Origin of the sequence: Blastococcus sp. CCUG 61487 (assembly GCF_005222955.1) — a bacterium.
In the GTDB taxonomy this organism is placed as follows: domain Bacteria; phylum Actinomycetota; class Actinomycetes; order Mycobacteriales; family Geodermatophilaceae; genus Blastococcus.
In genome coordinates, this window is the sequence record NZ_LWUA01000113.1 from 100,976 (window position 1) to 113,209 (window position 12,234).

General features: G+C 76.2%; 15 protein-coding genes. 9 read left to right on the plus strand and 6 right to left on the minus strand.

Going from position 1 to position 12,234, the window contains the following annotated elements; all coding sequences use genetic code 11:
- Positions 1-41: 41 nt before the first annotated feature.
- From A6V29_RS08055 to A6V29_RS08080, 6 genes are all read left to right on the plus strand, one after another.
- Positions 42-1,061, plus strand: a complete 1,020-nt coding sequence (locus A6V29_RS08055) for an iron ABC transporter substrate-binding protein (protein WP_137159828.1) — start codon at positions 42-44, stop codon at positions 1,059-1,061.
- Between the two features lie 125 nt (positions 1,062-1,186).
- A complete protein-coding gene (locus A6V29_RS08060; protein WP_249933104.1) occupies positions 1,187-2,671 on the plus strand; it encodes an ABC transporter permease in 1,485 nt (494 codons plus the stop codon).
- The gene (locus A6V29_RS08065) at positions 2,668-3,747 is read left to right on the plus strand and encodes an ABC transporter ATP-binding protein (protein WP_137159829.1); all 1,080 of its coding nucleotides are present in this window, start codon (positions 2,668-2,670) and stop codon (positions 3,745-3,747) included. The genes A6V29_RS08060 and A6V29_RS08065 overlap by 4 nt, the downstream gene beginning before the upstream one ends.
- Before the next feature lie 9 nt (positions 3,748-3,756).
- A complete protein-coding gene (locus A6V29_RS08070) occupies positions 3,757-4,575 on the plus strand; it encodes an aldolase (RefSeq protein WP_249933105.1) in 819 nt (272 codons plus the stop codon).
- A complete protein-coding gene (locus A6V29_RS08075) occupies positions 4,572-5,435 on the plus strand; it encodes an NAD-dependent epimerase/dehydratase family protein (RefSeq protein ID WP_137159830.1) in 864 nt (287 codons plus the stop codon). Before A6V29_RS08070 ends, A6V29_RS08075 begins: the two co-directional genes overlap by 4 nt.
- Positions 5,432-6,127, plus strand: coding sequence for a glycosyltransferase (locus A6V29_RS08080; protein ID WP_249933106.1), 696 nt, complete (start codon positions 5,432-5,434; stop codon positions 6,125-6,127). Before A6V29_RS08075 ends, A6V29_RS08080 begins: the two co-directional genes overlap by 4 nt.
- 7 nt (positions 6,128-6,134) lie before the next feature.
- Here the strand turns inward: A6V29_RS08080 and A6V29_RS08085 are convergent, their stop codons facing one another.
- Genes A6V29_RS08085 through A6V29_RS08095 form a run of 3 tightly spaced genes read right to left on the minus strand, consistent with a single transcriptional unit; the run spans position 6,135 to position 8,530 of the window.
- Complete coding sequence (locus tag A6V29_RS08085; protein WP_137159831.1) at positions 6,135-7,577, minus strand: glycosyltransferase family protein; 1,443 nt, start codon at positions 7,575-7,577, stop codon at positions 6,135-6,137.
- A 26-nt stretch (positions 7,578-7,603) separates the two neighbouring features.
- On the minus strand, positions 7,604-7,873 hold the full coding sequence (locus A6V29_RS08090; RefSeq protein WP_137159832.1) for a DUF2277 domain-containing protein: 270 nt from the start codon (positions 7,871-7,873) through the stop codon (positions 7,604-7,606).
- 24 nt (positions 7,874-7,897) lie between these two features.
- Positions 7,898-8,530 (minus strand): hypothetical protein, encoded by a 633-nt coding sequence (locus A6V29_RS08095; RefSeq protein WP_249933107.1) that lies wholly within the window; start codon positions 8,528-8,530, stop codon positions 7,898-7,900.
- Positions 8,531-8,660: 130 nt separating this feature from the next.
- On the opposite strand from A6V29_RS08095, the gene A6V29_RS08100 reads away from it, so the two are divergent.
- Entirely contained in the window at positions 8,661-9,068 is a 408-nt protein-coding gene (locus A6V29_RS08100) for a hypothetical protein (protein WP_137159833.1), read from the plus strand.
- Between the two features lie 30 nt (positions 9,069-9,098).
- Positions 9,099-9,995, plus strand: coding sequence for an SDR family NAD(P)-dependent oxidoreductase (locus A6V29_RS08105; RefSeq protein WP_137159834.1), 897 nt, complete (start codon positions 9,099-9,101; stop codon positions 9,993-9,995).
- An 8-nt stretch (positions 9,996-10,003) separates the two neighbouring features.
- Here the strand turns inward: A6V29_RS08105 and A6V29_RS08110 are convergent, their stop codons facing one another.
- A complete protein-coding gene (locus A6V29_RS08110) occupies positions 10,004-10,249 on the minus strand; it encodes a hypothetical protein (RefSeq protein ID WP_137159835.1) in 246 nt (81 codons plus the stop codon).
- Positions 10,250-10,268: 19 nt separating this feature from the next.
- Here A6V29_RS08110 and A6V29_RS08115 point away from each other — a divergent pair, with 19 nt between their 5' ends.
- Complete coding sequence (locus A6V29_RS08115) at positions 10,269-10,898, plus strand: hypothetical protein (RefSeq protein WP_137159836.1); 630 nt, start codon at positions 10,269-10,271, stop codon at positions 10,896-10,898.
- A gap of 1 nt (position 10,899) precedes the next feature.
- Here the strand turns inward: A6V29_RS08115 and A6V29_RS08120 are convergent, their stop codons facing one another.
- Both A6V29_RS08120 and A6V29_RS08125 read right to left on the minus strand, forming a co-directional pair.
- Positions 10,900-11,451 carry a dihydrofolate reductase family protein gene (locus A6V29_RS08120; protein ID WP_137159837.1) on the minus strand — a complete coding sequence of 184 codons (552 nt, stop codon included), beginning with the start codon at positions 11,449-11,451 and terminating at the stop codon, positions 10,900-10,902.
- Between the two features lie 31 nt (positions 11,452-11,482).
- Positions 11,483-12,234, minus strand: a 752-nt coding sequence (locus A6V29_RS08125; RefSeq protein WP_137159838.1) for an ATP-binding cassette domain-containing protein, incomplete at its 5' end; no start/stop codon positions are given.

Here is a 12,234-nt window from a genome sequence, read left to right on the forward strand (position 1 = left end):
AGGTACGCCTTGCCTTTCTCGCCTCCTGGAGGTCGTCGAGCGTGACCCGATCCATCCGCGCTGCCGCTGCCGTCGCCGGCCTGGCCGCCGTCACCATCCTGGCCTCGTGCGGCGATGCGGGGGCCGGCGACGCGGAGACGTTGACCGTCTACAGCGCGCAGCACGAGAGCCTCGTCCGGGCCATGCTCGAGGGCTTCACCGAGGAGACCGGCATCGAGCTGGAGTTCCGGGACGCCAACGACTCCGAGCTGGCCAACCAGATCGTGCAGGAGGGCGACGCCTCGCCGGCCGACGTCTTCCTCACCGAGAACAGCCCCGCGATCGACGTCGTCGACAGGGCCGGGCTCCTGGCGCCGCTGGACGAGTCGACGCTCGCGCAGGTCGACGAGCAGTTCCGGCCGTCCTCGGGCAACTGGGTCGGCTTCGCCGCCCGCTCCACGACGCTCATCTACAACCCCGACGAGATCGCCGAGGACGAGCTGCCCGCCTCGATGCTCGACCTCGCCGACCCGGCCTGGGAGGGCCGGGTGGCGATCGCCGCCGGGGGTGCGGACTTCCAGGCGATCGTCAGCGCCGTCCTCGCGCTCGAGGGCGAGGAGGCGACCCGGACCTGGCTGACCGGCCTGGCCCGCAACGCCGAGGTCTACGCGAGCAACACCGCGATCATGAAGGCGGTGGACGAGGGCGAGGTGCCGGTCGGCATCACCTACCACTACTACTGGTTCCGGGACCGGGCGCAGAACGGCCTCATCGGGGACGACGCGGACCTGCACTACTTCCGCAACCAGGACCCGGGCGCGTTCGTCAGCGTCTCCGGGGCCGGTGTGCTCGCCTCCTCCGACCAGCCCGAGGAGGCCCAGCGGCTGGTCGAGTACCTGACCAGCCGGGCCGCGCAGGAGCGGCTGGCCGACAGCAGCGCCCTGGAGTACGCCGTCGGCACCGGCGTCGCCTCCGCCGAGGCGCTCCCGCCGCTGGCCGAGCTGGAGGCGCCGGACGTCGACCCCGGCTCGCTCGACGCGCGACTGGTCACCGAGCTCATGCAGGAAGTGGGGCTGCTCTGACCGCACCCACGCTGCCGGTCCCGGGCCCCGGGGCGCCGATCCCACCGGCGGCCCCGGGCTCCCGGCCGTCCGGGGGCGGCTCGACGCCGCGGCTGCGGCGCTCCCCGGTCACCCTCGCGCTGGCCGTGTGCGTGGCCGCGCTCGCGCTGCTCCCGCTGGGCTACATCGCCGGCTACACGATCGACGTCGGCTGGACCGGCATCCGTGAGCTGGTGTTCCGTCCCCGGGTCGCCGAGCTGCTCTGGAACACCGGCCGGCTGGTGGCCGGCACCGTGGCCGGCTGCGCGGTCCTCGGCGTCGGCGCGGCCTGGCTGGTCGAGCGCTCCTCGGTGCCCGCCCGCCGGGTGTGGCACGTCCTGCTCGTCGCGCCGCTGGCGGTGCCGGCCTTCGTCAACAGCTACGCGTGGATCTCGCTGCTGCCGGGGCTGGACACCTACGCCGGCGCGCTGCTGGTCGTCACCCTGTCCTACTTCCCGTTCGTCTACCTGCCGGTCTACGCGGCCTTCCGCGGGCTGGACCCGGCGTTGGAGGAGACCGCGCGCGGGCTCGGCCTGTCCAGCTGGCAGGTGTTCCTGCGCGTGCAGCTGCCCCAGCTCCGGGTGGGGCTGCTCGGGGGGAGCCTGCTGGTCGCGCTGCACCTGCTCGCCGAGTTCGGGGCGCTGCAGATGCTGCGCTACCCGACGTTCACCACCGCGATCTACGACCAGTACCGCGCCACCTTCAACGGCCCCGGCGCGACCATGCTCGCCGGCGTCCTCGTGCTGCTCTGCCTGCTCCTGCTGCTGGCCGAGCTCCGGCTGCGCGGCTCGCGCGGGTACGCGCGCACCGGCCGTGGCGCGGTCCGGCCGGTGCGGCCCGTCGACCTCGGCGCCCTGACCCTGCCGGCGCTCGCGGGCCTCGCGGCGCTGGTCGGGCTTGCCCTGGGCGTGCCGCTGTGGAGCCTCGGCCACTGGATGGTCCGGGGCGCCTCCACGGGCCTGGACTGGTCCGCCCTGGGCGCCACCACCCTCTCGACGCTCGGGCTGGCGGCCGTCGCTGCGGGCGTCACCACGGCCATGGCGCTGCCCACCTCCTGGCTGGCCGTGCGCGCGCGGAGCCGGACGGCGACCCTGCTCGAGCGCAGCACCTACCTCGGCAGCTCGGTGCCCGGCATCGTCGTGGCGCTGGCGCTGGTGACCCTGAGCATCGAGGCCGCGCCGTGGCTCTACCAGACGGTGCCGGTGCTCATCGCCGCCTACGCGATCCTCTTCCTGCCGCGGGCGATCGTCACGGTCCGCTCGAGCGTCGAGCAGGTACCTGCGCTCTACGACGACGTCGCCTCGTCGCTGGGCGCCTCCGCGCCCGAGCGGCTGCGCCGGGTCACCCTGCCGCTGCTGGCACCCGGCCTCGGCGCCGGTGCCGCGCTGGTCTTCCTCGCCGTCGTCACCGAGCTGACGGCGACCCTGCTGCTCGCCCCGACGGGGACGACCACGCTCGCCACCGCTTTCTGGTCGGCGAGCAGCGCGCTGGAGTACGGGGCAGCGGCGCCCTACGCCGTCGTCATGGTGCTGCTCAGCGCCCCCGCGACAGTCCTGCTCTCCCGCGATGCCCGACGAGGTCTGACGACATGAGCTCCTTGACCGTGGAGGACCTGACCAAGTCCTTCGGCCCGACCCAGGTCCTCGACGGGGTGGACCTGCACGTCCCCGAGGGCCGGCTCACCGCGCTGCTGGGCCCCTCGGGGTGCGGCAAGACCACGCTGCTGCGGCTGATCGCCGGGTTCGACGACCCCGACAGCGGCCGGATCGCGATCGGGAACCGCGTCGTGGCCGGCGGCGGGCGCGCCGTCGCCGCCCGCCGCCGAGGGATCGGGTTCGTCCCGCAGGAGGGCGGGCTCTTCCCGCACCTGAGCGTCGCCGCCAACGTCGCGTTCGGGCTGCCCCGCCGATCGCGCCGGGACGCAGGCCGCATCCGCGAGCTCCTCGACCTGGTGGGTCTGGACGCCGGGCTGGCCGGCCGGTCGCCGCACCAGCTCTCCGGCGGCCAGCAGCAGCGGGTGGCGCTGGCCCGGGCGCTGGCCCCCGAACCCGCGCTGGTCCTGCTCGACGAGCCGTTCTCCTCGCTCGACGCCGCGCTCCGCGAGGAGACCCGGCGGGCCGTCACCGCGGCGCTGGCCGCCACCGGCGCCACCGCGGTGCTGGTCACCCACGACCAGGCCGAGGCGCTCTCGACGGCGCACGAGGTGGCGGTGCTGCGCGGCGGCCGGCTGGTGCAGCTCGCCGATCCGCGGACGCTGTACCAGCGCCCCTCCGACCTCGAGCTGGCCACGTTCGTCGGGGAGGCCGTCGTGCTGGACGGCGAGGTGCGCGGCGGGCGGGCGCACTGCGCCCTCGGCGAGGTGGCCGTGGACCCGGCGACCCCGGACGGGCCGGCCCGCCTGCTGCTGCGTCCCGAGCAGCTGCGGCTCTCCGCACCGGTCGAGGGCGACGGCGTGGCCCGCGTCCGCAGCGTCGACTTCTACGGGCACGACTCCCGCGTGTGGCTGGGCCTGCCGTCCGGGGTCACCATCAGCGCCCGGGTGGAGGGCAGCGACGTGCCGGCCCCCGGGGACGCCGTCGTCGTCTCGGTGCGCGGCACCGCCCTCGCCTTCCCGACGAGCGAGGCAGCTCCGGAGGGGCGCTCGCCGATCCGGGTTAGGACAACCTAAGCTCCCGCCGTGGACCTCTTCCTCTTCTCCGTGCACCCCACCTGGGGAGGCGAGGTCGTGGCCGCGGGGGCGGCCGGGATCATCGTCGACTGGGAACGGCGGGGGAAGGCCCGACGGCAGCAGGGCGAGGGCACCCAGATCAACGCCGACACGGTCGAGGACCTCGTCCGGATGCGCGCCGCGACCGACGGCCGCCTGCTGTGCCGGATCAACGGGTACGGCCCCTGGACCGCCGCCGAGGTGGAGCAGGCCCTCGACGGCGGCGCCGACGAACTCCTGCTCTCCATGGTCCGCACGACCGACGAGGTCGACCGCACGCTGGACCTCGTGGCCGGCCGCTGCGGGCTGGGCATCCTCGTCGAGACCCAGGACGCGGTGCGCCGGGCCGCGGCGCTGGCCGCGCGGCCGCTCTCGCGGGTCTACGTCGGGCTCAACGACCTGCGCATCGACCGGCGCTCCACCGAGCTGTTCCGGCCGCTGGTCGACGGCACCGTGGACGCGGTGCGCGCCGAGTCCCGTCAGCCGTTCGGGGTGGCCGGGCTGACCCTGCCGGAGGGCGGTGATCCCGTGCCCGCGTCCCTGCTGGCGGGGGAGCTGGTCCGGCTGGGAGCGTCCTTCACCTTCCTGCGGCGGGCCTTCACCGCCGACATGGCCGGCCGCGACCCCGACGTCGAGGTCCCCCGGCTGCTGGCGGCGCTCGAGGCGCTGCGCCGTCGCGACGACGCGACCCGGGCCCGCCACCGGGCGGCGTTCGTGCGCGCGGTGGTGGGGGAGCCGGTGACCCCCGGCCCGGTCGTGCCGCTACCACCGCTGCCGCAGTCGGCGTGAGAGCGCTGGTCACCGGCGCCGGCGGGTTCGTCGGACGCCACCTGGTCGCCCGGTTGCGTGCGGACGGCTGGGACGTCGTCGGTCTCGGACGGCGGGACGTCGACCTCACCGATCCGGCCGCCGCCACGGCGGCGGTGCGGGCGGCGGACCCGGACGTCGTCTTCTCCCTCGCCGCCGCCCGCGCCAAGGCCACCGCCGCGGAGCGGGCGGCCACCGTCGCGGTCAACACCAGTCCGTGGCTGGTGGACGCCCTGCCCGTCCGCTGCCGGGCCGTCGTCCGGCTCGGCTCCTCCACCGAGTACGCCGCCTCGTCGCGGCCGCTCACCGAGGCCGCGGCGCTCGAGCCGCGCGGGTTCTTCGGCGCCACGAAGGCCGCCGGGTCGCTGCTGCTGCGGGCGGCCGCGGCCGAGCGGGGGGTCCGGGCCGTCGTCCTGCGCGCCTTCCAGGTGTACGGGCCGCACGACCACCCCACCCGGCTGGTGCCGGTGGTGCTGGAGGCGGCCCGCTCCGGCCGCACCGTGCCGCTGCCGGCCCGGGTCAGCCGCCGCGACTGGGTCTGGGTCGGCGACGTCGTCGACGCCTGCGTCCGGGCCGCCGACGACGACGAGCTGCCGCAGGGCACGGTGCTCAACATCGGTACCGGGGTGCAGACCAGCACCGAGGAGCTGGTCGCGATCGCCGAGCAGGTGACCGGCCGGACGATCGCGACCGCACCCGGCGCGCACCCGGGCCGCGAGTGGGACACCACCGACTGGGTCGCCGATCCCGGTGCCGCCCGCCGGCTGCTGGGGTGGGCGCCGACGGTGGACCTCGCCGAGGGGCTGGCGCGGACGTGGGCCACGGTCCGGGACCTGACGTGACGCCGGCGCGGGTGGCGGTCGTCGTGCCCGTGTACGGCAACGCCGCCACGCTGCGCCCGCTGGCCGACCGGGTGGCCGCCGCCATGGACGGGCGGCCCTGGCGGCTGCGGCTGGTCATCGACGCCTCGCCGGACGACAGCGCCTCGGTGGCCGGCGCGCTCGCGCGGGACGACTGCCGGATCGCCGTCCTCGGGCTGACCGACAACGTGGGCCAGCACCGCGCCCTGGCGACGGGACTGGCCGCCGAGCCCGACGCCGACGTGTGGGTCTGCCTGGACGCCGACCTGCAGGACCCGCCGGAGGCGATCCCGGAGCTGCTCGACCGCCTGGCGCAGGGGGACGTCGGCGCGGTGTTCGCCGGTCGGCGTGGCCGCTACGAGAGCCCCGTCCGCCGGCTGACCGGCGGTCTGCACCGCCGGGTGGCCGCCCGGCTGACCGCGCTGCCACCGGACGCCGGGGCGTTCCTCGCGATGGGCCCCGAGGTGCGGGCGGCGGTCGTGACCGCGGTGACCGAGCAGGGGGCACCCAGCGTGGTGCTGGCCGTGCCCGCTGCCGGGCTGCCGACGGTGAGCATCCCGGTCGAGCGGGACCCGCGGCCCGTCGGCCGGTCGGCGTGGTCGGCCCGGGCTCGGCTGCGCCAGTCGGTGGGCTCGCTGCTGTGGGCGGCGCACGTCCGCCGGCGGCGGCGCTGACCGCCGCTCAGCGCTCCCAGACCTGCACGATCAGCGGCGACTTCGTTGCGGGGAACTCGTGGGTGCGCACGACCCGGAGGCCGGCCCCGGTGAGGATCTCGTCGTCGTCGCTGCCCTCCGGCGCGCCGTCCATGATCCGGCGCACCAGCCAGACGCGGTCGGCGCCGGCGGGGGCGTCGTCGGGCGGCAGGATCACGTCGGGGCGCAGCTGCGGGGCCAGCAGCCGCACGTAGTGGTCCAGGCCGATGGCCGACCGCATGTCCGCGGCGACGATCGGCTCGCCCGGCGTGTGCACCTCGGCCAGCAGCCGCGCGACGTCGTCGGCCCGCTCGCGCGGGGGCCGGTCGGCCAGCGGGGCGGCCGCCAGCAGCGAGAAGGCGACGAGCAGGGCGGCCACGGGCGCGCGCGCGGCGCGGGGCGCGGACATCGCACCGAGCGCGGCGAGGACCCCGACCCCGAGCAGCCCGGCGAGCAGGTAGCGGGGGTGGTAGACCGGTCGGAGCAGCTCGGCGGCGGTGAGCAGCACGAGCGGGACGAGCGCCCACCCGGCGGCCACCGCCCGAGCCTCGCCCACGCCGCGCGCCGCGCCCAGGACGGCGAGCCCGACGGTGAGCGCGAGCAGCGGGAAGCTCCCCGCCGCCCAGGCTTCGACGGCGTACCCCGACAGCCGTCCGCCGGTGTCGCGCAGGTGCTCGGCGTTGCGCGAACCGGTCCCGTTCAGCACCGCGAGCGCGACGAAGCCCACGGCGGGAAGTGACGCGGCGGCGCCGACGGCGACCACGGGCAGCGCCCGGCGCCCCCGGAGCACCAGCGCGACGACGACGAAGGCGGCCAGCACCGTGACCGCGTACCAGTGGGCCAGCCCCATCCCGGCGCCGGCCACACCGAACAGGACCAGCCCGCGGGGCGGCTCCTGCAGCCAGCGCGCCAGCCCGAGCACCGTCGCGCCGGTGGCGAGCATCGCGAGGCCGTAGCTGCGGGCCTCGACCGAGTGCTCGAGCAGCAGCGGGTTGACCGCGAGGACCGTGCCGGCGAGGGCACCTGTCACGCGGCCGGCCAGCCGGGTGAGCGCGCGGGTGACGAGCGCGACGCCGCCCGCCGTCGCCAGCAGGGAGAGCACCCGCAGCGACGTGTCGCCCCCAAGTCCCGGCAGCGACATCCAGCCGTGGACGACGAGGTAGTACGGCGCGTTGTACGCCGGCGGCACGCCCGCCAGGTAGCTCGCCGTCGCCTCGCCGGTGGTGATCGCCTCCACGATGCGGCCCAGCGGCAGGCGGGCGACCTCGGCGGTGAAGAGCTCGTCGAACCACAGCCCGTGGCCGGGGAGCAGCAGCAGCACGCCGAGGACGGCGAGCACCGCCGGCGGCAGCAGCTCGAGCGCCGACCACGCCCGGGGGCGGCCGGTCGACGGCGGCGCGTCCGGCGGAGCCGTCGTCGCGGTGGCGGTCACCGCTGCAGGTTAGGCGACCCTCAGCATCAGGTTCCGTAGCGCAGGGCGGCCCGCTGCCGCGCCTTGGCCGCCTCGACCTCCCGGTCCTTGGGCGGCGCGGTCGTGACCAGGGACTCGAGCAGCCGGGCGGAGGCCGCGGCGATCTCCTCGACCGCCCGGTCGAAGGCCTCGGCGTTCACCCGGGACGGCTTCGTCGTCCCGCTGATCTTGCGGACGTACTGCAGCGCCGCGGCGCGAACCTCGTCGTCGGTGGCCGGCGGCTCGAAGTTCGACAGCGGTCGGATGTTCCGGCACATGCCGCGCAGCGTAGGAGCGTCGGTTCAGGCAGGGAACCCCGCGCGGTCGACCTTGCGGTGGAAGCGCTCGCCGACCTTGCCGCCCAGCACGGCGCCCAGCAGCGTGGCGACGAGGATCGCCACCAGCGTGATGACGCCGCCGGTGGTCGCGGTGCCCTCGTCGATCGGGATGCGTGGCAGGTCCAGCTCCTCCAGCACGTTGTACTGCGCCCCGGCGATCGCGCCGGCGGCGGCGAGCACGAGCACGACCACCAGGCCGATGAGCCAGACCGCCACCCCCTGGCGGACGCCGTCGAAGCGGGCCATCCGCCCGGCGACGTAGCCACCGGCGAGGTAGGCGAGGAACAGCACGACCAGGACGGCGATGGCGCCGCCGAGGCCGATCGTCTCGGCCCGCTCGGCGGCCTCGTCGGCGGTGTCCACACCCCGGGCCAGGCCGAACGCGACCCCGCCGGCGCCCAGCAGCGCGATGAGCAGGACGGCGAGGCCGTTGGCCGACAGCCAGCCGAAGAACGCCGCGCCCCAGCTGAGGCCGCCGAAGCGCTCGCGCTGGGCGGTCAGGGGATCACGACTGGCGGCCGGGGTGGAGGTCGTGGTCGCTGCCGGCATCGCCACGGTGCGGTCGTCGTGCTCGGGTGCGGCGTGGTTTCCCGCCATGATGGGCTCCTCGGCTCGGTCGGGTGCTGCGACGGATCCCCCTTGCTGACGGCGGCTCATGCCCGACCCGAGGGGGCGCAAACGGCCCGGCGGGCAGGTTCGCCCGCTCGGGGGAACGGCGGTGGGGACGATGACGGTGCTGCTGGTGGACGCGGCCAACGTGGTCGGCGCCCGGCCCGACGGCTGGTGGCGCGATCGGTCCGCGGCCGCCGCCCGGCTGCTGGCCCGCCTCGCCGTCCTGCCGGGACGCACGCTGGCCGGGCCGGACGGGACACCGGTCCGCTGCGCCGGCGTCGTCGCCGTGCTGGAGGGGCAGGCGCGGTCGGCGGGTGCACCCGACGCCATCGAGGTGGTGCGCGCCGACGGCAGCGGCGACGACGCCCTGGCCGCCCGGGCCGCCGAGCTGGCGGCGGACGGAGCGGACGTCCTCGCCGTCACCGCCGACCGCGGGCTGCGGCAGCGGCTGCCGGCAGGGACGGCCGTCACCGGCCCCGGCTGGCTGCTGGCCTGCCTGGACGAGGTCGCCCCGCCCGCATGACCGGTCGGGGGAGGGGGTAGCCCCCGCCGCATGCCGATCCCCACCGACGCCGGCCCGCTGACAGTCCTGATCACCGGCGCGTCCAGCGGCATCGGTCGGGCGACCGGGCTGGAGCTCGCCGAGCGCGGCGCGCGGCTGGTGCTGATGTCCCGCGATCGGGGATCGCTCGAGGAGGCCGCGGCGGAGATGCGGGCGGCGGGGGCCGGGGAGGTCGTCGTCTGCGCCGGCGACGTCAACGACGAGGACCAGGTGCGCGCCGCGGTCACCGCCGCGACCGGCCGGTTCGGCCGCCTCGACGTCGTCGTCCACTCAGCCCAGGTGATGGCCTACGGGCGGATCGAGGACGTGCCGCGCGAGGTCTACGAGACCGTCGTCGACACCGCCGTCCACGGCACCGCGAACGTGGCCCGGGTGGTGCTCCCGGTGTTCCGGCGGCAGGGGCTCGGCCACCTCGCCGTCGTCAACTCGTTGCTGGGCAACGTGGCGACACCGCTCATGGGCAGCTACGTGACGGCGAAGTGGGGGCAGCACGGCCTGGTCCGCAGCCTGCAGCTGGAGACGCGCGACGAGCCGGGCATCTCGATCTCGATGATCCAGCCGGGCGGGGTGAACACCCCCATCTACAGCCAGGCAGCGTCCTGGACGGGCAACACCGGCCGGCCGCCACCGCCCACGTACTCCCCGTACCGCGTGGCCCGGCGGGTGCTGGCCACGCTGGACCGCCCGCGACGGGTGGTGCAGGCGGGCGTGCTCAACCACGTCGTCACCGCGGGCTTCCGGCTGCTCCCGGGCGTCTACGACCTGCTGGTCGGTCCGCTGCTGCAGCAGCTGGCGATCTCGAAGGACGAGACGCCGCCGACCACGGGGAACGTGCTGGCGTCCCGGCCCGAGGGCAACGCGACCGAGGGGCCCTGGCGCAGCATCTGACCGAGCTGTCAGCGGCGCCGCAGCAGCCGGGCGACCCGGTGGGTGCGGCCGGCGCGCAGCTCGGCGATCGAGGGCCGGTCGGGCTCCTGCGGCGGATCCGGGACGACGGCGAGGGCGGCGTGCCGCTCGTGCAGCCGGGCCCGCACGTCGTCGGGGGTGAGCGCGCGGCGCTGCCGCTCGTTGCGGGCGATGACCGCACCGGTGGCGGCGACACCGGCGAGGCCGGCCAGTCCGAGCAGCTTCCAGGGGCGCACCTCCGTAACGTAGCGCCCCGTGCCTGCGCTCTCGCTCGATGAGGCGGTCGACCAGACCCGCACCGGTGACGTCTGGATCTTCCGCGGGTTCTCGGTGGCCGACCGCGCCATCCGCGCGGTGACCAACGCTCCGGTCAACCACGTCGGCATGGCCGTCGTGGTCGAGGACCTGCCGCCGCTGCTGTGGCACGCGGAGCTCGGCCGGTCGCTGCCGGACGTGTGGACCGGTGAGCACCAGCGCGGCGTCCAGCTGCACGACCTGCGCGACGCCGTCACCACCTGGCGGCGGAAGTACGGCCAGCAGGCCTGGCTGCGCCAGCTGATCGGGGTGGCCGACGACGGAGGGGTGACACCGGAGATGGAGGACGCCGTCCTGCGCACGATCGCCCGGCTGGACGGCAAGCCGTTCCCGACCACCCGCGGGCTGGCCTCCGGCTGGATCAACGGGCGGCTGCGGCGGCGCACCTCGGCGGAGGCGGTGTACTGCGCCGAGCTGGTGGCCGCGACCTACACGGCGATGGGGCTGCTCCCGTCGTCCCGGCCGCAGAACTGGTACGACCCGGGCAAGTTCTGGAGCGGCGACGACCTGGCGCTGCTGCAAGGGGCGAAGCTGGGCGACGAGATCCCGGTCGACGTGACCACCGCCTGACTCAGCGGCGCACCCGGTAGGTCGACTGCACCATCCCGCCGCCGAACGTCCGCGTGCGGACGTGCTCGAGCGGGATGTCGGCGGCCAGCTCGCCGAACGGGGTCAGGCCGGTGCCGATGAGCACCGGCACCCGCGAGAGCGTGAGGTCGTCGACCAGCCCGGCCCGCAGGAAGGCGTGCACGGTCCGGCCGCCGTCGACGTACACCCGGCGCACCCCGGCCGCGGTGAGCGCGGCCAGGGCCTCGTCGAGCGAGCGGTGCACGGTGATCCGCTCGTCGGCCGCCGGATCGAGCGTCGTGCTGAGCACGTGCACCGGCTTGCCCTGGTAGGGCCACTCCGCGAACGGGGCGATGAACTCGTAGGTGCTGCGCCCCATGACGAGGGCGTCGATGCCGGCGACGAACTCCGCGAAGCCGAAGTCGCCGCCCGCGCCGTCGTCGGGCGGGCCGCCGCCGCCCTCGGGGTCGAGGAAGGAGAGCGTGCCGTCGAGCCGGGCGATGAACCCGTCGACGCTCATGCCGAGGAAGACGGAGCCGGTGAGGGGTGCGTCCATGCGGGGGAGGGTGCCGCAGGGGTACGACGGTTCACAGGGTGCTGGGCGCGAGGGTCTCGCCGAGGCGGACGACGGTGTCACCGGCGTCGGCGACGTCGTCGTCGTGGGTCACGCAGACCACGACGCGACCGGCCAGCGCCCGGCGCAGGTCGCCGACCAGCGCCCGGGCCGTGGGCTGGTCCAGGTGCGCGGTCGGCTCGTCGAGCAGCACGACGTCGCGGTCGGCCAGCAGCGCACGGGCGGCCGCCAGCCGGCGGCGCTCACCACCGGACAGGGCCGTGCCGCCCGCGCCGACCCGGGTGTCGAGGCCGGCCGGCAGCGAGGCCAGCAGCGGACCCAGCCCGGTGGCGGTGAGCGCCGCGGTCATGCGGGCCTCGCCGTCCGGGCCGGCGAAGGCGCCCCGGGGCGCGGCGACCGCCAGGTTCGCCCGGACCGTCGAGTCGAAGACGTGCGCCTCCTGCGGCAGCCAGGCCAGGCGGGTGCGCAGGTCGTCGCCGGACATCCGCCGGGTGTCCGCGCCGGCGAGGTCGTAGCGGCCGGCGCGCGGGCGCAGCGCGGCCATGAGGACGGCGAGCAGCGTCGACTTGCCGCTGCCCGACGGGCCGCGCACCACCAGCCAGCCGTCGCCGGCCCGGGCGCCGGCGGTCAGCCCGCGCAGCACGTCGGGTCCGCCCGGCCAGCCCGCGGTCAGCCGGTCCACCGCCAGGTCGCGCACCGGTGCCGGCGGCGGGAGGGGGTGCTGCGGGTCGGCCGGGAGCGGCGCGGTGAGGACGGCGTCCAGGC

Excerpts from the sequence above, each read along its gene's own strand:
- A6V29_RS08065 (WP_137159829.1), top strand. The coding sequence starts at position 2,668 with ATGAGCTCCTTGACCGTGGAGGACCTGACCAAGTCCTTCGGCCCGACC.
- A6V29_RS08090 (WP_137159832.1), bottom strand. The coding sequence starts at position 7,873 with ATGTGCCGGAACATCCGACCGCTGTCGAACTTCGAGCCGCCGGCCACC.
- A6V29_RS08095 (WP_249933107.1), bottom strand. The coding sequence starts at position 8,530 with ATGGCGGGAAACCACGCCGCACCCGAGCACGACGACCGCACCGTGGCG.
- A6V29_RS08100 (WP_137159833.1), top strand. The coding sequence starts at position 8,661 with ATGACGGTGCTGCTGGTGGACGCGGCCAACGTGGTCGGCGCCCGGCCC.
- A6V29_RS08105 (WP_137159834.1), top strand. The coding sequence starts at position 9,099 with ATGCCGATCCCCACCGACGCCGGCCCGCTGACAGTCCTGATCACCGGC.
- A6V29_RS08120 (WP_137159837.1), bottom strand. The coding sequence starts at position 11,451 with ATGGACGCACCCCTCACCGGCTCCGTCTTCCTCGGCATGAGCGTCGAC.